The sequence below is a fragment of the Brucella rhizosphaerae genome (genome assembly GCF_002252475.1).
Lineage (GTDB): Bacteria > Pseudomonadota > Alphaproteobacteria > Rhizobiales > Rhizobiaceae > Brucella > Brucella rhizosphaerae.
Window position 1 is genome coordinate 913,620 of sequence record NZ_NNRK01000034.1, and the last position, 19,221, is coordinate 932,840.

The window sequence follows — 19,221 nt, forward strand, 5'->3', positions numbered from 1 at the left end:
GAAAAATAATGGAAAACCCTGAAATTTTCGACGAGAGTGCAGAACTGCTTCTCAGCCTTACTGCTGATGTTGTTGCTGCCTATGTCGGAAACAACTCCATTCGTGCCAGCGAACTGCCTCTCCTGATTTCGGAAGTGCATTCTGCTTTCAAGCGTCACGTTGAGCGTGAAGAAGCTCCGGTCGTTGTTGAAAAGCCGAAGCCAGCCGTCAATCCAAAGAAGTCGGTTACCGATGATTATATCATCTGCCTGGAAGACGGTAAGAAGTTCAAATCGCTTAAGCGTCACTTGATGACTCACTATAGCATGACCCCTGAACAGTACCGTGAAAAGTGGGACCTCGATCCTAACTATCCAATGGTTGCTCCTAACTACGCAGCAGCACGTTCGCGTCTTGCTAAGAAGATGGGCTTGGGCCGTAAGCCTAAGGACGCATAATTTAAATGTAGCTCGATCATGAAAGCCTCGCTTTCGATATCGCTGCATTGATATTTTAATGATGGCCCGGAGCGAATGAGATTGTTCTCATGCGTTCCGGGCCATTATTTTAAGTTTAGAGCATATCCCGAAAAGTGGGAACCGGTTTTCGGAAAAAGATGTGCGTAAAAACAAAAAGATAGAGCATCTCTAATGATTTAACTTAGCCCAGAACTGCTCTAGTTATTTTGCTGGCATGCGCCGCATATTTCCTCCACCGAGACGATCAAATGCCTGCTTTAGGGCGATATGGCGGTTGAGATCATAGCTCCAGTGACTATTGACGCCTTTTAGGCGCTCGCGTTCAATCAGACGGCTGAGTTTGGTCTGTGCCTGCACGCGCTCTGCTGCCGATGCGTTTAGCAGCTGATCGATATCGATCCCGGCTATGATTTGCAGTGCCACACGCTGCATTGCGCACATATGTTCTTCTTTTCGAGCAGCAATAAAATTTACGCTCGCTTGCTTCAGTGCAACTTCAATCATTTTGATCCTCATCAGTTCATGGCTGGTTCTGATGACAGGATCGCTCACATTCGAGCTTGTTGGATAAAATTCCTATTAAATATAATTGCAGTGGATATCTGCCCCAATACGCGTTGTAAAAAACTTATCCCCGCTTGCAATTTCCTCACTATAAGAAGATATTCCTATTACGGTGAGGAAAGATGAATGTCTTTGGAACTAACAGATATCATCCATACCCGGGCTGAGGCTCTTGAGGTTTTAAAGGTGATCGCAGCGCGACACGGGCGGGTACTCAGGATTGACAATTCTGGTCCTGCGCTGGGGCGAAGACGTCAAGAAAAAAGCGTGGAACTCTGCGATGCTCTGATCGATCTGTTGTCCGCATATTTTGCGGTTAGCGGTACAGAACTACGTTCACCCTTGCGATGCAGAAGGGAGGTGGCGCAAGTCAGACAGTTGGGGATGTATCTTGCGCACACGTCGTTCGGAATGGTGATGAGCGAAGTAGCTGTCGGGTTTGCGCGTGATCGAACCACAGTCATGTATGCCTGTCATCTCGTAGAGGACCGGCGCGATGACGACGATTTCGATGCTGTTGTTGCCAGGCTTGAAAAATTGGTCAGTTTGGGATTCTCGGCATGGAGGATTGCGGCATGAGTGATGTGTTTTCAGCTGCTGAAACAAGAATCCTTCGCTTTCTGAGACAGGGCGGATGTGACATTCAGGATTCTGTACGCGAAACGCACGTACTGCTCGTGGGAGAACAGGGGACCATTGCCGCAACGCGCGCAGAGCTGGACGCCATGCAGAAACGCGGCATTCTGCTTTGCGAAGCGCAGCGACTGGTGGTTGCTGGCCGCGCCCGAAAGGCTGCAACTAAAAATGTGAGAACTGCGCGAAAGACTGAAACGATAGAGTTTGAGCACGGTGAAAAGATCGAAATCAATCCATCTGAATCTCCTCTCGCCAAGCTTTATCGTTTGCGCAATGGCGACGGTAGCAGCTTCATTTCTGACGATGAGTTTCGCGCAGGGGAGCGGTTACGTGCCGATTTTACTCGCGGTTCGATGATGCCATCGATTTCAGCGCGCTGGGATGTCGGTGTCGGCAACTCCACGCGTTCGGGGCCAGGGGGAATGGCGGAACTTACCGATATTGCGCTTGCAAGCCGGATGCGGGTAGAGCGCGCGCTGGAAAATGTTGGACCCGAATTGAGCGGTGTCCTGATCGATGTGTGTTGCTTTCTGAAAGGACTTGAGACTGTTGAGCGGGAACGTCAATGGCCGGTTCGTTCGGGGAAGATGTTGCTCAAGACTGGCCTGGCGATGCTGCACAGGCATTATAATCCACCGCAGGAAAAGGAACGTCGATCTCCCGCCGTTCTTCATTGGGGAGCGAGCGACTATCGTCCAACTGCTTATCCCGGCCAAGGCTGAAACAGGATGCGCGGATTGACTGCATTGACCTGATCAACAGTTTGAACAACAAAGCATTCAAAAACGGGGGTAAGAATGCAAAACGGTCGGCAAAATCTCGAAAAAGTTCTGTCAATTCTGAAGGCGCGTACTGGGGATGAGCGGACCTTCAGTATGGTCTATGCGGATGGGGCACGTGCTGAGGCTGATGCATCAGACAAGCGATTGAGAGAAGGGCGTTCACTCGGTCCGCTCGATGGACGAATTGTTTCAATCAAGGATTTGTTTGATGTGAAAGGGGAGCCGACATTGGCGGGGTCCGTCATTCGTAAAACGGCTTCCCCAGTCAAAAGTGATGCAGTCATCGTGCAGAGGCTGAGAGATGCTGGCGCAGTCATTGTCGGAAAGACGCATATGACTGAATTTGCTTTTACTGCGGTCGGATTGAATCCGCATTATGGTGTACCGGGTAATACGTTTGATTCAAGCAGGGTCCCCGGCGGTTCTTCCTCTGGAGCTGCGGTTTCTGCGGCTGAAGGCACCTGCGAGATCGCTATCGGTTCCGATACTGGTGGCTCGGTTCGCATCCCTGCGGCTCTGAATGGCTTGGTAGGATTTAAACCCACAGCTAGCCGTATTCCGCTGGATGGTGCTTTTCCACTCACGCCTGCGCTTGATTCAATCGGGCCGCTCGCAAAAACGGTCGCTGAATGTTTTCTCGCGGATGCTGTCATGGCTGGCGAAGCCCCCATCTTACCAACCGCCACGACGCTAAGTGAGCTGACCATAGGATTGCCCAAAGGCTTACTTTTATCTGAGATCAGTCCCGAAGTGGCGCTTGCGTTCAACTCAGCCATCTCGGCTCTGGGGAGTGCTGGTGTGCGGATCGTCGAGCTGGAGCTGGACGATCTGATTCTTCAACTGCGCGATGCAACGCGTATTGGTTCTATCGTTGGCATCGCCGCCAGTCGTATTCACGCTGACACATGGCTTAAGGATCCTGATGCCAACGTCGATGGCAGGGTAAAACACACGCTTGTAAAGCGATTGAGCGTCCCGGACGAAGACTTTGCTGCGTTGATGCAAACGAGAACAAGGCTCGTATATGAAATGGAACAACGACTTGCTGGCGTTGATTTTTTTGTGACGCCGACCACACCGATTGTTGCGCCAACGATTGCATCCGTCAGTGATGATCCGGACGAATATGATCGTGTTGAAGGTCTTTTGTTACGCAATACGCAGATCGCCAATCAGTTCGATCTTTGTAGCATAACGCTGCCGCTGCCAGTTACTGGAATGCCGGTTGGTCTGATGATGACCGCGCGCAATGGCACCGACAGGCAATTGCTGTCAGCGGCACTTTCGGTAGAGCGTTTGTTAAGCTGAAACCCTCAGCGCTTCGGCATCACGGCGGATACGCGCTACCATTGAACGCAAACCATTGGAGCGTTGCGGTGTAAGGTGCTCATCAAGTCCCAGCTTTTTGAGCACTTCTTCCGGATCAGAGGCAACGATTTCTGAAGCCTTACGGCCCGAATAGAAGGCGAGCACAATCGCGACAAGACCGCGCACGATGTGCGCATCGGAATCACCCAGAAATTCAATAACTGGGTCATTTCCTTCGTGTGGAATAGTTTTGAGCCACACCTGGCTGACACAGCCTTGCACTTTGTGCGCTGCATCTCGGGCATCGTCGGGATAGGCTGGTAATTCTTTGCCGAGATCAATCACATAGCGATAGCGGTCTTCCCAATCGTCGAGAAATTCGAAGTCGGAGATGATGCTGTCTATAGTGGTGGTCATGATACTCGCCCGGAATACGTATGGTATATGCGGCCTATATAGGGACAAAAGCCGCAAACGTCACGGAAAATTGTTAGTGCTTTGCAGGAACTGCGCCCGTTGGCGAATGATCGAGCGCCCGTAGCGCCTCTGCACGCGGAGTAGGAATCGGTACCGACTGCAATGAGCTGTGTGTTGGGTCTGCTGGCAGTGCCTGTTTGGCAACAACGGGGGTGTCCGGGGTAGGAGCCTGTTGTTTCGTACCGAAACGATCGCTTAGATATTCCAGTATGCCACCGCTACGCTCAAGCATTCCACTTGCAGCACTGGAAATAAATGATGTTCCGTTTTCGCAGAATGCAGGGTTGTTGACGCAGAGCTTGCCGATTTCCAATGCCGTTTTGCCATTTGCAAGTAACTGATCAACGGAGCCGGGCTCCGCCTTGGCCTGCACCGTGGACGCATTTTTTGTCGATGTGTTCTCTGATTCCGCAGGAAAGAAGTGCGGCATTACCATGAATGCCAACGAGAGCCAGATTGCGGACTTGATGAGAAAACGGATCATTACGCTCGGGGTTTGTTGGCCGGAATTGTTCGGCTTATTCTGCTCTCAATTTGAAAAGATTCCGTAACCAAGGGATTTGAGCCTGTTCGGGCTGGTTTTGACGGCTGCAAGCCAAACGCCAACGCGTCGATATCCACCTTCTGTTTACCATAGTGGGAAAACTCGGGCTTCGAACTGTCAGATTTTGCACTGATACGTTCAACGTGGCTTCGTTTTATCGTTTCTTTAAAGCCTCACCTGCAATTCTAGCGTCAACAGGCAATCCCTGATGGATAAGCCGAGCGAGTATTGAGTGAGTAAGGCAAGTTGAACGCCATTCTTTTGAAAGCAGCACAGACCGTAGGCACGCAGGTGCAGGCGCTTGCGCGTTTTCATGAACGTTTTTGCCAGCGCTGGACTGAGCAGTCGGATGTTTCGGCGATTCATGTTGTCGGCTCGTTCATGCTTGTTCCTGTCCTCCTGTTTGCAGCCGTACTCGCGTCCGAAGTGACAACTGGTTTTGTAGCACTTGCAGTGCTCGCCGCCAGCTTTGCCGGTGTTGCTATGATTTTCTGCGCTTTGAGCCTCATGGGCTTAAGCGCTACTGTTCTTGGAACGCTGAACTTCGCGATCTATGGCGCGGGTCTTGCTGCGATTGGGATGTTTGTACATTCCAGCAATATCGCGCTTTGTATGATGGCAGTATGCTTGCCGCTGGAGGTCTGGTTCGTAAGCCGCAAGCCTTTCGCAACGATCGCAGGTGTGGCGGTAGCAGTCTGTGTTCTGAGTGTTTTTGCACTGACAAGTGGCATTGCAGTTGCTGGCGGATCATTGGCGTCACTCCTCGTCACGATAGTTTATATGGCGAGCCTTCTTGCTCGTAGCTTCACGATCAAAAGTGTCGCTGCAGAGAAGCCACTTGCGAAGCAAAAACCCGTCGTCGCTAAGGGCGATGTCCAGCTTTCTATGGATATTGAAGGTGTCATCTCCGAAATTGACGCACAGTCGGCAACACTTCTGGGTGTAGAGCCCAGAATGTTTGAGGGCGCTGCTTTGATCGACCGCGTGCATGTGGCTGATCGGGTGGAGTATCTGTCGCTTCTCGCAGATTTGCGTTCGGGTCACACAGCACGCACGGCAGATATACGCCTGCGAACGCTGGAAAGCGGCAATCCGGTTTTTCTTGCTTTCCGCATGGAAGGCGCGGCTGCCAATGGCGTGATTACACTGGTTGGACGCTCGCTTGAGGGTGAGCAAAAGCTGATCGAAGAGATCAATGCGCTGAAAGCGCAACTTGAAGCCGAGCGCATCGGTAAAGGTCGTCTGCTCGCGACTGTAAGCCATGAATTGCGCACACCGCTGAATTCGATCATCGGCTTCTCGGATATGCTGTCTCATGAAATGGGTTGTCAGCTTCAGAATGAAAAGCAGCGCGAATATGCGGGTCTCATTCATAAGTCGGGCCATTATCTGTTGGAGCTCGTGAATTCTGTACTCGATAATTCCCGGCTTGAAACCGGCACTTATCGCATTGAGCCGCAAAGCTTTAATTTCCGCGACGCGGCCGAAATGTGCGCCGCAGTTATGCTCCCTCAGGCTGAGAAAAAGGGTCTCGCTCTGTGTCACCGTGTGAATGCGACTGCGGGAGAAGTGGTGGCGGACCGTCGGGCAGTGCAGCAGATTTTGATCAACCTCTCGGCCAATGCGGTGAAGTTTACGGAGCCTGGCGGTTGCGTCACTATTGATGCGGCTCGCGTTATGGTCGATGGCCGGCTTCAGTTGGAAATCATCGTTTCGGATACTGGTATTGGTATCGAACCGGAAGATATGCAGCGCATCGGATCGCCATTTGTGCGCGCCGACAATAACTACGCGCGCGCGCAAGAGGGGAGTGGTCTTGGCCTGTCCGTGGTCAAGGGCTTGGTGGAACTGCACCAAGGCACAATGCAAATCAAAAGCTGCGTGGGTGAAGGAACGGTCGTAACCATCCACTTGCCAGTGGCAGGTCCGCAAGAACTGTTCGAACAGGATGTTTTGGGAGCAGAAGATCAACAGCAGCTTGGCACGGTGATTGATATGCACCGTCACCAGGGAGAACGAAATAATGAGTGGCAGAAAGACGAAACCCGGGAACAAAGCCCAGAGCGGATCGATGCGCAAGCCCGCAAAACAGCATAGTCTCGGTCGCCGCCTGCTCAAATTCTTTTTCAGCTCGGCTTCCGCGCTGGCGATTTTTGCCGGCAATTTCATTGTACGTAATCCGGTCTTAACGGGTGGAGCAACGGCATTTGCCGTGGTGCTGGGCTTCGTTTCGGCCAATGCACTCTGGTATCAGCCCGAAGCGCACAATGCCGTCTTCTTTAAAACCAGGGCAGATTTTGTCTTCAAGGCGACGCCACGTTCGGTTCTGCCCGGAACGGCTGCAGCAAACAAATCCGAAGAGTCACCAACAAAAACTACAAGTGCAGAAATGCCTGAGGCGACACCTTTGCAACCGCAGTCGGAAGTCGCCGCACTGTCTCCGGATCGGCTACAAGTCACGGGTTCTGTTGACGAAATGCTGCCAGCACTTGCGCCTAACGCTGATATTGAAATCGCACGGCTGCAACAAAGACTGGTGACGCTCGGCATCTATCAAGGTGCGGTTGACGGCTTTACCGGCCCGCAGACGCGTGAGGCTATCGAACGCTGGCAGGCACTACAGAAGAAGGTCGGCGTTCCAGCGCAAAATAGTGCGGCGCAGCCGACAAATGAAGATGACGTGGCCAAGGTGATCGACTTGGCGGTTCCGTCTCCTCGCCCAGAACCTGCCGTACTGAAAGTTGACGCGACAGCAAAACGCGCGCCTGATCTTGCCTCGTTGGAAAGCAAGCCAGCACAGGAAAAGAAGCAGCTGGCGATCCAGCCAGCCGTACAGCAGCAAGCGAAGGTTTCCTCACAGGACATCGTGCGCGTACAGGCTGGCCTTAAAGCCTTTGGCAATGAGATGGTGAGCGTAGACGGTGTGCCGGGTAAATCCACGCAGGATGCTATTCGCGAGTTCCAGAAGTTGTTCAATCTCCGTGTGACCGGCGAAGTCGATGCGGCGCTGATTTCCAAAATGCGTGAAATCGGGCTGATCAGCTGAGGCAGGTTGAACCATGCGTCTGACATCGGATTTCTGGGTTTCTGCATTGATCCGCAGAATACAGGGCGAGGGCGGATTCGCGTATCTTGCTCGCCGTGGGTCTAAAGAAGCGGGTGCAATCTTCATCAAAGTCAGTTCGCGCTTTGGTACTTGCGATCTCTATTCACCGGCCCCACAAACTTTTTATGAAGACAGTACCGATGGGGAACGCATGTTTTTGTGCATCCTCCGCGAAGCGGATGATACCAAAGCAGGCGAGCGGATGGAGCGTGAAGTCCGCTTCGATCCCGATCTGTGGCTTATTGAGCTGGAAGATGTGGCTGATCCGGCGAGTTTTTTTTCAATTTCACCGGATAGTCTATAGGCTGGAGCGGATCGTTGCAGGGTTTTCATCTGAAGCGGTTGCCATCTCGCGTAGCTTGCTGCGCAGCAGTTTCGACATGTCGTCGGCTTTCCAGCGACGCACAAGCATCATGGCTTTCTCGCGGTCGATGGAACGATAAATCTGAATGAATTCGCGTAAACTATGGCGGTCCGCTGCAACAGGACCCAAAACTGCCGACATCGTCATGAAGCATTCAGAAGCTGATAGCCCAAGCGCTCGCAATGCAATCGGCAGATGCGATTCCGGCCATTGACCGATGATGCTATCAGAACGCTCAAACGATACGTCCAGCGAGTCAGCCAGTGCTGTTCGGAAAATCTGATCGTCGATCAAAAGTGCCGTATCGATAAGATGTTCGGGGCCGGAAAGTGCACTTGTGCCAAAAAATGACGTGCCTTGAGATGACGCATCATTCGGGTTTTCATTGCTGCTTAAATCTGCCGATGCTTTGGGCCTGTCGGTTTCAAGACCGGCAAGATTTTCCTGCAATGTTAATAAGCGATCAATCGCCGGATCGGTAAAACTGCGCAGGACGCTTTTTAACATCGGGTCATCAGATTGCCTGCGAGCAATTGCGCGGGCGTGCACAAGACCGTTCTTACCGATAATGTCGACAAGATCTTCTGACCGCAGGACAGGCGAGCGCAGAAGAATCGGTGCGGAAATTTCCACAGGTTCGTTTGCGAGTGACAGCACGAGACGGCGCGGTGCGTCTTCTATCTGAGCAAGCGCATGTGCGGCTTGTCGTTTGCCGCGAATGGTGGCGCGTTCAAGAAGAGGGAATGTCAGGTCTTCGAGCTGATGAGTTTCCTGGCGTCCAGGGCGTGTGATCGAGGCAAACGCAGCTATTGCAGCGACCAGGAGGTCGTCTGCCTTGCTGCCATCAGCTCTTGATTTTGATTGGCTCCGATTACCTGAAATTTCTTCCAGGACGCGGAACTGATCGTTTGTCACGCAAGGTACTCCGGTAGGCTAAAACTATTAACGCGGCCTGCCGCATGTCGGCAGATTGGATAATAGGTATGAAGCCTTAGCAACTCATTAACCGTGAGTAAGAAAGCGTCTATTTTGCAGGTAGTTAACTTGCTTCATATGGCACGCAGCTGGCTTGCGTGAAGAAGTTCTTCACTTGCTGCTGCCAGCTCAGGTCCGGAACAAAGCTACGCAGGACAATGGCCGCTTCGCTGACGTCCTGTTCGATGATGATGGAACGACCATCATTCTGCACTCCCTCGGCACGAAGGGCAGCTATACCAATCGAGTCTGCAATGATCAGATCAAGCTGGCGGTCGTTCGATACATTGTCATTGAGACTGTAGAGATTATCGCCATTGGGGGCGTAAACAGACAGCGACCAGAAAGGCAAATTACCTTTCGCCATGATATGCACTGGTCCATCTGTAAGATCAAAGCGGCACGCAGCCTGTTCCATCAATGGGTCTTGATCGCTCACGAGCCCAGACTTCCCGGAAAGGTAATGAAAGCGATAGGCATCGCCCAAAGCCTCCAAATGTGACCAGGCATTCTTGCTGGAATAAAGCGGGACAAGCAACAGCACCGCAATGTGGACGATTGCGGCGCCAACCAGACCGAGAAGCAGCAGGCGGACGATTTTAACCACGACATGCCTCCACGTTTGCAACGGGAACAATGCGTGGCATGACCAGATCAGCCAGTCCGGAAGAACTTGCGGCAGGCGTATCATAGAGTGTCATCACCAGCACAAAATTGCCGCTGCCTTCGACAGGAAGCCAGTTATCGGGGCTGGCATTCGGTCCCACAGTTATTTGTACGCTGCCGTCATTTTCATAAAGCACTTCACGTGAATGAAGGGCTGGTTGGAGGCCTGAGCGGGGTGTGATTGGTATCTGATTGGAGTTCGCCGGATATAGCGTCCAGAAACGTGCCGACGGCGTGAAGCCGCTCAGACGGTAGCTGCATCCGCGTTTAAGTTCGCGTCCGTTGCTGTCACGGCGCGCATAAAATGGCAGTCCTTCTGCCGTGCCCAGTGCGAGATAGGCTTTGCGTGCGGCACGCGCCTTGGAGTACGGGTCGGCATCGATTGTGCCCGCAGCAGGATAGGCATTCCACGCCCCCAGCTGTAATTCGCCAAAGCCGTCAAAGTGATCGAGTGTGTAGTCGGTTGCCCATATGCCGCCGCCAAGTGCAATAGTGAGTACTATCAGGACTTTGAGGATTGTTTTTAGCATTCTACGCTCAAAGTACCGATACTTTGGTGCGTCCCGCGAGAGCCGGAACGGGTGGGGAATGGTGGAATTTGTCGTTAAGCTCCTTGAGCGCTTTTGTGGCGACCGGCGAGAGCACACGCGGTGGCGCTACCATCATTTGGTCTGACTTGTCGGTTGCAGCAACTTTGGGTGCGTTCGTTTTTGCTGGAGCCGGGAAGGCTGGTGTAATACCCGGTATCGGCTTCAACTCGATATTCTGATGGGCATAGCTCATCATTCGCTGCCATGCCATGGCAGGCAGGACGCCGCCTGTCAGATCTTTCATCGGTGTGAAATTGTCATTGCCAAACCAGACAGCGGCAGTGAAATTTCCGGTGAAGCCAACAAACCATGCATCGCGATAATTCTGCGTTGTGCCTGTCTTGCCGCCCACGCGTGTCATCGGCAGTGCTGCGCGACGTGCCGTGCCCCGTTCAGGAACCTGCACCAGCATGGAATTCATTTCAAACGCAGCCTTTTCGGAAAGGGCGCGATGGGGTTTGGGTGCATCGCGTGTGAAATCCCACAAAACCTTGCCATCCGACGAAACAATTTGCGTAAACGCGTGACGATTGCCAGCCATGCCGCCGTTCGGGAACACATTAAAACCCGTTGCCTGGTCCATCACCGTCATTTCAGACGTACCAAGTACCATTGTCTTGTGCGAAGAAATCGGCGATTCCACACCCATGGCCTTGGTCAGCGCCACGATAGGAGCCGTGGTCAGATGATCACGCGCAAGCCTGACAGGCACAGAGTTCAGTGAACGCACAAGTGCTGTTGTCAAATCAACGCGACCGGCAAAACTACGACCGTAATTGCGGGGAGACCAGTTGCCCCAACTAATCGGTGCATCGGAAACAATTGTATTGGGCGTCATGCCCTTTTCCATTGCTGCCGCATAAACATAGGGCTTGAAGGATGATCCTGCCTGCCGTAACGCCCTGGTTGCGCGATTGAACTGACTTTCGCCGTAATCACGGCCGCCGACAAGTGCGCGTACCGACCCGTCATTGGCAATAACAACAGTTGCAGCTTCGGAAACGTTATATTCTTTGCCGTGTTGCCGAAGGTGAAACTCAAGCGATTCTTCTGCAGCTTTCTGAATGTTGCGGTCGAGTGTTGTGCGCACAGTCAGCGTGTGTTGCGGCAGCTTTCCTGCAACCTTTTTCACCTCTTCAAAGGCCCAGTCGAGGAAATAGTCGGGGCTTTCATTTTTGGCGCGGTCGATCACGCTGGCCGGATTGCGGCGCGCAACAGCGACCTGACCGTCGCTCATGAAACCACTCTCAACCATATTGGAAAGAACGACATTGGCGCGAGCCCGGGCTGCGGGAAGATTGACGTGCGGCGCGAATTTTGCAGGCGCTTTGAACAAACCCGCCAGCATCGCCGCTTCGGCAAGGTTCACATCTTTGACGTTCTTACCAAAATAAAACTCCGATGCCGCCGCTATCCCGAAGGTGCCGCCACCCATATAGGCGCGGTCAAGATAAAGCTGCAGGATTTCCTTTTTGCTCAGGTTGCTTTCGAGCCAAATGGCCAGGAACGCTTCCTTGATCTTGCGTTCGAGGGTGCGCTCATTGGAAAGAAACAGATTTTTTGCCAATTGCTGCGTAAGTGTCGAGCCGCCCTGAACGACGCCATTGGCGCGCAGATTTTGGCTTAGCGCACGGCTAAGCCCCCAAAAATCAATACCATAATGGTCAAAAAAACGTCGGTCTTCTGTGCCAAGTACGGCCTTGATGACGTGATCGGGAAGTTCATCGATGGGTACAGCTTGCCGATGCAGAATCCCGCGCTGACCAAGCTCGTTACCGTAACGGTCGAGGAATGTAACGGCATAGTCGTCCTGCGCGCGCCAGTCCTTTTTTGTTTCCTCGAATGCAGGCAAGGCAAGCGCCAGCATAACGACAGACCCGATGACGCCAAGCGTAAAGCCTTCATCCAGAACTTCCACGACAAGGCGCCGGAAGCCGCGTACACGAAAGCGTCGCGAGAAGATGGTGATATTCTCCCACCATTCACGGGCATGAAAACGAAGATTATAGAGACCGGAATCGATCCAGGCATCGAACCCAATCAAACGCGAAACCTGGAATGGTTTGCGTTTTTGCTCTTCAGAATCTTTTTTCGCCGTTTTACGCATGAACTCTACTTCGGCACCGTGAGGATTGGGAGATGAGCAAAACCTGCCCATCAATCATAACAGATTAATAAGCGATAACTCACGTTAATTAGTAAACAGACTTCATAAATCTTTTGGGAAAATAATCTTTAATAGGAAAATAGTCCTTGACGGCGTAACGGTCATTTGCTATCCATTAGATACAGTCAAGAAAGTGTGACTGTTGCCGATAACTGCCTCGATACCCCCGGCTTTATCGGCAATGCAAAACCCCGGAAGCAAATTGCTTTCGGGGTTTTGCGTAAAAGGGGCAGGGCTGACTGGGTAGAGCTTTTTTGAGAACGCGAAATGAGGACGAGCGCCGCGAGGCGCGGGTCAGGCTGGCTTTTCGCCTGCAAACGAAACACGATATAGCATGGGCGGAAGTTGCGCAGTTGATGGGGCTTTCCGAGAAAACCTATCGTGATCGCATCCGTCGTCTTGGTCTGAAAGATCCAGGCCTCAACAGACCGTCGGGAGCGGAAAGCGCTCTTCAACGCTTACAAACGGAATTGAATAAGCTGATCGATGGCGAAGATCTGCCGGATAAGAGCAAGGCTGAAGCGCTGATGGCGCTGGCTAAAGCTGTTAAGACTGTCGGTGATCTTGCTTCTGAAGCAGCGCCATCTGATCAGGATCACAACAACGGTCCGGTGTTGAGCCTGAGTGAAGTCAGACAGGCTGTAGCACGTATAGACAGGAGAATTGAGGAACTTGCACAAAGACGCGCGCGGGAAACCCTGGGCGGCGGGCTTGACGCAACAACAGATAATGGCGGCGGAACGCGAATGGCTGATCCAGGCGCGTGATGCGCAATTGCCCCCATCGGGTGACTGGCGGGTCTGGCTAATCCTTGGCGGACGCGGTTCCGGCAAGACAAGGGCCGGTGCCGAGTGGGTCTCTGGTATGGCTCTGGGGTTTGCGCCTTTTGCTGCGCGAGCGTGTGGTCATATAGCACTTGTCGGCGAGACCTACGCCGATGCACGCGAGGTGATGGTAGATGGTCCGTCGGGCATTCTGTCCGTCTCACGTGCCAGTCGGCCACGCTATGAAACAACACGGCGGCGGCTTCTCTGGGATAATGGTGCCGTGGCGTCGCTCTATTCTTCCGAAGACCCGGACGGGTTGCGGGGTCCTCAGTTCGATGCTGCATGGTGTGATGAACTGGCGAAATGGAAAAACCCGCAAGCCACGTGGGACATGTTGCAGTTTGGACTCAGACTGGGAGATTTTCCGCGTCAGGTCGTGACGACGACGCCCCGAGCGGTGCCGTTGCTGAAAACGCTGATGACTGACAATTCAGTTGCCATGACACACATGCGAACATCAGAAAATGCTGGAAATCTAGCCGATGGCTTCATGCAGACCATCAATCAGCGTTATGCCGGAACGCGGCTTGGACGGCAGGAACTTGATGGCGAACTGATAGAAGAACGCGCGGGTGCTTTGTGGTCGCGGGCGCGGATCGAGCAATGTTTTGAGCCGGTCGCACCTGAGCTGGTACGTATTCTGGTGGCGATTGATCCGCCTGCTTCGTCCGGCAAGTCGTCTGATGCCTGCGGAATCGTCGTTGCTGGCATTGATGAACATGGCATTGGTCATGTGCTTGCTGATGAAAGCATGTCCATGGCCAAGCCGCATCAATGGGCGCGTCGTGCAATTGCGCTCTATCACACCTATGAGGCGGATGCGATTTTGGCCGAGGTCAATCAGGGGGGCGAGATGGTCGCAGCTGTTCTTGCGGCCGAAGATGCGTCTGTACCGGTTCTGATGCGGAGGGCATCTCGTGGCAAGTGGTTGCGCGCTGAACCCGTCGCGGCGCTCTATGAGCAAGACCGAGTGCGGCATGCCGGGCGATTTCCAGCACTTGAGGATGAGATGTGCGACTTCGCGCCGGAAGGATTATCGAGCGGGCGCTCGCCGGATCGTCTCGATGCGCTGGTCTGGGCTTTGGGCGAATTGATGCACCATACAGACCGAAAGCCGCGCATTCGCCGCTTTGGTTGAAAATTCAGATAAATTGGAGAGCCGATATATGGCGTGGAACTGGCCGTGGCGCAGAAGTGCCGCGAATGCGCCCTCGCATTCTTATGACGGGCGACAGACGAAAATGGCGAGCGGCTTTGTGGCCTTGCATATGGAACGTGGGCCTTCATGGATCGCGCGGGATTATACATCGCTCGCTCGCGAGGGTTTTATGCGCAATCCCGTGGCACACCGTTGCGTAAGGTTGATCGCGGAAGCTGCAAGCAACGTGCCCTGGTTGCTTTATGAAGGCACCACGGAACATGAGATACATCCATTGCTGGATCTCATAGCAAAGCCGCAGGGAGGATTGGATGGCAGTAGTTTCTTCGAGAGGCTTTACGGCCATCTGCTGATCTCCGGCAATGCCTATGTAGAACGTGTCGATCTGCCAAGCGGCCGAATGGAGTTGCATCTGTTGCGTCCAGAGAGGGTAACGCTTGAAACGTCGAGCGATGGCTGGCCACAGTCGCTGGTTTATCGTTCCGCGAATTCGAGCAGAACCGTCTCTCTTTTAGGATCAGCTCCTTCCGGGCTGCACCTCAAATTGTTCCATCCGCTGGATGATCATTACGGTTTTCCGCCACTGGAAGCAGCCCTTATGGCGCTCGATATTCACAACGCGGCTGGTGCTTGGAACAAGGCCCTGCTGGATAATTCCGCTCGCCCTTCCGGCGCACTTGTCTATGCGCCGAAAGACGGCGGAAATCTGACAGAAGAGCAATTCGAGCGGCTGAAGGTTGAACTGGAGGAAGGCTATACGGGTGCATCAGGCGCAGGACGACCGTTACTTCTCGAAGGCGGGCTCGACTGGAAAGCCATGGGCTACAGTCCGCAGGATATGGATTTCATGGAAGCAAAAAATGGTGCCGCCCGTGACATCACGCTTGCTTTTGGCGTGCCACCAATGCTGCTCGGCATACCGGGCGACAATACCTATGCCAATTATGCCGAAGCCAATCGGGCCTTCTATCGCCTGACTGTGTTGCCACTGATCAACCGCACGGCGAAAGCACTGGGCTGCTGGCTTGGGCCGCTGTTTGGCGATGATCTCAGGCTTGAACATGATGCTGATCGGGTTGAGGGGCTGTCACTTGAACGCGAGTCCTTGTGGCGGCGCGTCTCAGAGGCTTCGTTCCTGAGCGATGATGAAAAACGTGATGCGGTTGGCTATCAGCCGCGTGCAGAAAGGAGAACGCCATGAGCAATCTGAGCGAAACCGTTCTGACTTCTGATGCGACATTGGTGTGGTTCGCAAAAATTGCAGGGGCGGTAGCTGGGTCTGCAGTTTCGCTGGCTTACATGCTGCCGAACGGCAAGCGTGAGGCTGCAATCCGTTTCGCGGTGGGCATCATATGCGGCATGGTTTTTGGCGGCGCGGCTGGCGTGAAAATCGCCGAGACATTGTCGCTCGAGGCTCTGCTTGGACGCGCGGAACTGATGTTGATGGGATCGACAGCGGCCAGCCTTGCTGCGTGGTCTGCGCTGGGTATTCTCAAGCGCTTCGCTGAGCGTGCCAAGCAGGCATCGCTTCCCGGAATTCCATTTTCTGAGAGGAACAGGAATGGCAAATCCTGAATTCAGGCTTGAAACCAAGCGCGCCTCTCTTGCGCTGGAAGAGGTTGAACTTGACGGCAGCTTCTCAGGCTATGCCAGTGTCTTTGGTCTGGCCGATCTGGGCAATGACGTCATCGAAAAGGGTGCTTTTGCGAAGTCGCTGTCATCCCGAAAGTCTTCCGGGGTGCGGATGCTCTGGCAACACGATGCTGCGGAGCCGATAGGCGTTTGGACGGCTATCAGTGAAGATGCACGTGGGCTTTATGTCGAGGGCAGGCTTGCCAAAGGTGTCGCGCGGGCTCGCGAAGCACTGGAGCTGATGCGCGCTGGCGGGCTTGATGGGCTGTCCATCGGTTTTCGCACAGTCAAGGCGCGCAAGGATGCACGCACCGGCTTGCGCCACATTGTTGAAGCGGATCTCTGGGAAATCTCGGTGGTTACGTTTCCGATGCTCCCACAGGCGCGCATTAATAATCTGAAGGCGGATTTGCCAACTGTCAGACAGTTTGAACGCTGGCTCACGCGGGATGCGGGGCTGAGCCGTTCCGCTGCACGCACGGTGATAGCAAAAGGCTATGCCGCGCTTGCAGCTTTTCACGACAGGGGCGGGCGGGAAGCCATCCAGTCAGACGACGCAGGTCTCGCACAGCGTATGCGCGCCGCCTGCAACATGATGTCTCTTAATTAAACAGGATCCAAAATGAGAAATATTCATACAATCCCGCTCGAAACCAAGAGCGTGGAAACGAAGGCGCTTGGCTCTAACCTTGGCAATGACGGTGATGTGTCGGAAGCTTTCGACGAGTTCATGACAGCATTCTCGGCTTTTCGTGATGCAAACGATGAGCGTCTGAAGAAGGTCGAAAAAAGTGCTGATGTTGATGTGCTTTTGCGCGAGAAGGTTGATCGTATCAACCGTTCGCTTGATGAGCAGAAGCAGGCGCTTGATCAATATGTGCTGAAAAGTGCTCGCCCTGCGATGGGCAAGAATATGCCTTTGGCCAATGTCGAACATAAGCAGGCTTTCGATGGGTATGTTCGTCGCGGCGATGAACAGACGCTGCGTGGCATTGAACTGAAAGCGCATTCTTATGCTTTGGGTCCTGATGGCGGCTATCTTGTTCCGGCGGAACTCGAAACAGAAATCGGTCGCAGACTGGCAGTGCTTTCGCCGATCCGTGGCATATCCAGTGTACGTCAGGTCTCAGGCGCTATCCTGAAAAAGCCGTTCTCGGTGAGTGGCCCTGCAACGGGCTGGGTTGGTGAAACCGATGCGCGTCCACAAACGGCATCGGCAAAGCTTGCGGAACTCCAGTTCCCGACGATGGAAATCTACGCCATGCCAGCAGCAACTTCATCGCTGCTCGACGATGGGGCCATCAATGTCGAACAGTGGATTGCTGAAGAAGTAGAAGCAGCCTTTGCTGAACAGGAAAGCGCTGCTTTCATCACAGGAAATGGTGTGAACAAGCCGACGGGTTTCCTCAGCTACGATACTGTGGAAGATGCAAGCTGGGCGTGGGGCAAGATTGGTCATATCGCAACCGGCGTTGACGGCGCTCTTCCTACTTCCGATCCGTCCGATAAGCTCATTGAACTTATCTACGCGCTGAAGGCGGGTTATCGTCAGAACGCGAATTTTGTCATGAACCGCAAGACCCAGAGCGTGTTACGCAAGCTCAAAGATGCGGACGGAAATTATCTCTGGCAGCCGCCCGCAGCCGTTGGTGAAAAGGCATCGCTGATGGGCTTTGGTCTGGTCGAGGCCGAGCATATGCCGGACATTGTTGCCGGCAGCACACCAATTGCTTTCGGTGATTTCGAGCGTGGTTATCTGGTCGTGGACCGTATCGGTGTTCGTGTTTTACGCGACCCATATTCCGCCAAACCATATGTGCTGTTCTACACCACCAAACGTGTAGGCGGTGGCGTACAGGATTTCGATGCAATCAAGCTTCTGAAGTTCGCAGCCTAATTCGTATGACAGCGGGTTTGCTGTCATTTTTTACAGCGCATATCGGGAAAACCCTGCTGATTTTTGCAGCTAGATTCAGTTCGCGAACACGTTGAATCTTTTTCTGGGTTGTCATGCGTAACTGTCTGATTTGAGAGTTATTTTAAGGGGAAAATGAATGACAATGTTTCTTGTCACGCCACCGGCGCTCGAGCCAGTGACGATCGCCGACGCACGTGCATTTTTGCGGATTTCCACCGAGAGCGAAGACGACATTTTGCGTCGTCTGGTGAAAACGGCACGTGAGCTTGTGGAAGCCGATACGGGGCTGGCACTCATCGATCAGACTTGGCGTTTACGGGTGGATCGCTGGCCGCGTTCCGGGCGTCTGGCGTTGTTCAAGTATCCGGCTAAAGCGGTGACGGCGGTGGTTGCCTATCAGCCGGATGGTACCGCCATCAGCATGGAACCCGGGGAATTCATGCTACAACATGGTCGTCGCCCACAGCGCGTCTACATGGCACAATATCCTGACGCGCAATGTTTCTGTGGTCTTGAGGTGGATTTCATCGCTGGGTTCGGGGAAACAGGCGTCGAAGTGCCAGATGCGATCAAGCAGGCGATACTCACCTTGACCGCCCATCTTTATGAGAACCGCGCTGGCCTTGACAGCAAGCAGGCAGAACTTCCGCCGATGGTTGGCCAGATGGTGGATAGCTGGCGACACATATCCCTATGAACAATGTGCTGTTTATTGATCCAGGCCAGCTCTCAGTCGAGTTGGCCCTGGAGGCCATGCATCCGGTTGCAGATGGCATGGGTGGCTATAATCAAACATGGTCGGAAATCGCGACTGTATGGGGGCATATCGAACCCATATCGAGCAGTCAGAAAGATTTTGGCATTCGCCCACGTCCTGAGATAACGCATCGAATTCTGGTGCGCTATCGCGCGGACATTTCATCTGATCAGCGTTTGCGTAAAGGCGGACGCATCTTTGTGTTGCGATCAGTGCACGATCCCGATGAAAGCGAGCGCTATCTCATCTGCCTGGCGGTGGAGGAGGGGCGATGAACGTTGCCATGAAACT

Annotated in this window: 22 protein-coding genes; 15 read left to right on the plus strand and 7 right to left on the minus strand. The window is 53.4% G+C overall.

Annotated features, from left to right (window positions below):
• The first annotated feature begins 8 nt into the window (after positions 1-8).
• Positions 9-437: a MucR family transcriptional regulator gene (locus tag CEV32_RS21450; RefSeq protein WP_024897256.1), complete on the plus strand. Its 429-nt coding sequence runs from the start codon at positions 9-11 to the stop codon at positions 435-437.
• A gap of 222 nt (positions 438-659) precedes the next feature.
• Here CEV32_RS21450 and CEV32_RS21455 read toward each other — a convergent pair whose 3' ends face one another.
• The gene (locus tag CEV32_RS21455) at positions 660-962 is read right to left on the minus strand and encodes a cytoplasmic protein (protein ID WP_094579092.1); all 303 of its coding nucleotides are present in this window, start codon (positions 960-962) and stop codon (positions 660-662) included.
• Positions 963-1,154: 192 nt separating this feature from the next.
• Here CEV32_RS21455 and CEV32_RS21460 point away from each other — a divergent pair, with 192 nt between their 5' ends.
• From CEV32_RS21460 to CEV32_RS21470, 3 genes are all read left to right on the plus strand, one after another.
• Positions 1,155-1,601, plus strand: a complete 447-nt coding sequence (locus CEV32_RS21460; protein ID WP_094579211.1) for a helix-turn-helix domain-containing protein — start codon at positions 1,155-1,157, stop codon at positions 1,599-1,601.
• Entirely contained in the window at positions 1,598-2,380 is a 783-nt protein-coding gene (locus tag CEV32_RS21465) for a DUF6456 domain-containing protein (protein WP_094579093.1), read from the plus strand. Before CEV32_RS21460 ends, CEV32_RS21465 begins: the two co-directional genes overlap by 4 nt.
• A gap of 75 nt (positions 2,381-2,455) precedes the next feature.
• Entirely contained in the window at positions 2,456-3,748 is a 1,293-nt protein-coding gene (locus tag CEV32_RS21470; protein ID WP_094579094.1) for an amidase, read from the plus strand.
• Here the strand turns inward: CEV32_RS21470 and CEV32_RS21475 are convergent.
• Positions 3,740-4,165: a SufE family protein gene (locus CEV32_RS21475; protein WP_094579095.1), complete on the minus strand. Its 426-nt coding sequence runs from the start codon at positions 4,163-4,165 to the stop codon at positions 3,740-3,742. The genes CEV32_RS21470 and CEV32_RS21475 overlap by 9 nt on opposite strands.
• 73 nt (positions 4,166-4,238) lie before the next feature.
• Positions 4,239-4,709 (minus strand): hypothetical protein, encoded by a 471-nt coding sequence (locus CEV32_RS21480; protein ID WP_094579096.1) that lies wholly within the window; start codon positions 4,707-4,709, stop codon positions 4,239-4,241.
• Positions 4,710-5,015: 306 nt separating this feature from the next.
• On the opposite strand from CEV32_RS21480, the gene CEV32_RS21485 reads away from it, so the two are divergent.
• The 3 genes from CEV32_RS21485 to CEV32_RS21495 are packed head-to-tail and all read left to right on the plus strand — an operon-like array spanning position 5,016 to position 8,179.
• Positions 5,016-6,866 (plus strand): ATP-binding protein, encoded by a 1,851-nt coding sequence (locus tag CEV32_RS21485; protein WP_094579097.1) that lies wholly within the window; start codon positions 5,016-5,018, stop codon positions 6,864-6,866.
• Positions 6,841-7,815, plus strand: coding sequence for a peptidoglycan-binding domain-containing protein (locus CEV32_RS21490; RefSeq protein ID WP_094579098.1), 975 nt, complete (start codon positions 6,841-6,843; stop codon positions 7,813-7,815). The genes CEV32_RS21485 and CEV32_RS21490 overlap by 26 nt, the downstream gene beginning before the upstream one ends.
• Positions 7,816-7,828: 13 nt before the next feature.
• Entirely contained in the window at positions 7,829-8,179 is a 351-nt protein-coding gene (locus CEV32_RS21495) for a DUF1491 family protein (protein WP_094579099.1), read from the plus strand.
• Here the strand turns inward: CEV32_RS21495 and CEV32_RS21500 are convergent.
• The 4 genes from CEV32_RS21500 to CEV32_RS21515 form a co-directional block, all read right to left on the minus strand.
• A complete protein-coding gene (locus CEV32_RS21500) occupies positions 8,174-9,154 on the minus strand; it encodes a DUF2336 domain-containing protein (protein WP_094579100.1) in 981 nt (326 codons plus the stop codon). The genes CEV32_RS21495 and CEV32_RS21500 overlap by 6 nt on opposite strands.
• A 124-nt stretch (positions 9,155-9,278) precedes the next feature.
• Positions 9,279-9,821: a DUF1254 domain-containing protein gene (locus CEV32_RS21505; RefSeq protein WP_094579101.1), complete on the minus strand. Its 543-nt coding sequence runs from the start codon at positions 9,819-9,821 to the stop codon at positions 9,279-9,281.
• Positions 9,814-10,410, minus strand: a complete 597-nt coding sequence (locus tag CEV32_RS21510) for a DUF1214 domain-containing protein (RefSeq protein WP_094579102.1) — start codon at positions 10,408-10,410, stop codon at positions 9,814-9,816. The genes CEV32_RS21505 and CEV32_RS21510 overlap by 8 nt, the downstream gene beginning before the upstream one ends.
• Positions 10,411-10,417: 7 nt before the next feature.
• Positions 10,418-12,577, minus strand: coding sequence for a penicillin-binding protein 1A (locus tag CEV32_RS21515; RefSeq protein ID WP_094579103.1), 2,160 nt, complete (start codon positions 12,575-12,577; stop codon positions 10,418-10,420).
• Between the two features lie 314 nt (positions 12,578-12,891).
• Here CEV32_RS21515 and CEV32_RS21520 point away from each other — a divergent pair, with 314 nt between their 5' ends.
• The 8 genes from CEV32_RS21520 to CEV32_RS21555 all read left to right on the plus strand — a co-directional run bounded on the left by CEV32_RS21520 (position 12,892) and on the right by CEV32_RS21555 (position 19,205).
• Positions 12,892-13,404, plus strand: coding sequence for a hypothetical protein (locus CEV32_RS21520; RefSeq protein ID WP_094579104.1), 513 nt, complete (start codon positions 12,892-12,894; stop codon positions 13,402-13,404).
• Positions 13,367-14,602, plus strand: a complete 1,236-nt coding sequence (locus CEV32_RS21525; protein WP_094579105.1) for a DNA-packaging protein — start codon at positions 13,367-13,369, stop codon at positions 14,600-14,602. Before CEV32_RS21520 ends, CEV32_RS21525 begins: the two co-directional genes overlap by 38 nt.
• A gap of 28 nt (positions 14,603-14,630) precedes the next feature.
• On the plus strand, positions 14,631-15,824 hold the full coding sequence (locus CEV32_RS21530; protein WP_094579106.1) for a phage portal protein: 1,194 nt from the start codon (positions 14,631-14,633) through the stop codon (positions 15,822-15,824).
• Positions 15,821-16,198, plus strand: coding sequence for a DUF6107 family protein (locus CEV32_RS21535; RefSeq protein ID WP_094579107.1), 378 nt, complete (start codon positions 15,821-15,823; stop codon positions 16,196-16,198). Before CEV32_RS21530 ends, CEV32_RS21535 begins: the two co-directional genes overlap by 4 nt.
• On the plus strand, positions 16,185-16,865 hold the full coding sequence (locus CEV32_RS21540) for an HK97 family phage prohead protease (RefSeq protein WP_094579108.1): 681 nt from the start codon (positions 16,185-16,187) through the stop codon (positions 16,863-16,865). Before CEV32_RS21535 ends, CEV32_RS21540 begins: the two co-directional genes overlap by 14 nt.
• Positions 16,866-16,877: 12 nt before the next feature.
• The gene (locus tag CEV32_RS21545) at positions 16,878-18,152 is read left to right on the plus strand and encodes a phage major capsid protein (RefSeq protein ID WP_094579109.1); all 1,275 of its coding nucleotides are present in this window, start codon (positions 16,878-16,880) and stop codon (positions 18,150-18,152) included.
• A gap of 157 nt (positions 18,153-18,309) precedes the next feature.
• On the plus strand, positions 18,310-18,870 hold the full coding sequence (locus CEV32_RS21550) for a head-tail connector protein (protein ID WP_094579110.1): 561 nt from the start codon (positions 18,310-18,312) through the stop codon (positions 18,868-18,870).
• The gene (locus tag CEV32_RS21555) at positions 18,867-19,205 is read left to right on the plus strand and encodes a phage head closure protein (RefSeq protein ID WP_094579111.1); all 339 of its coding nucleotides are present in this window, start codon (positions 18,867-18,869) and stop codon (positions 19,203-19,205) included. The genes CEV32_RS21550 and CEV32_RS21555 overlap by 4 nt, the downstream gene beginning before the upstream one ends.
• The last annotated feature ends 16 nt before the right edge of the window (positions 19,206-19,221 follow it).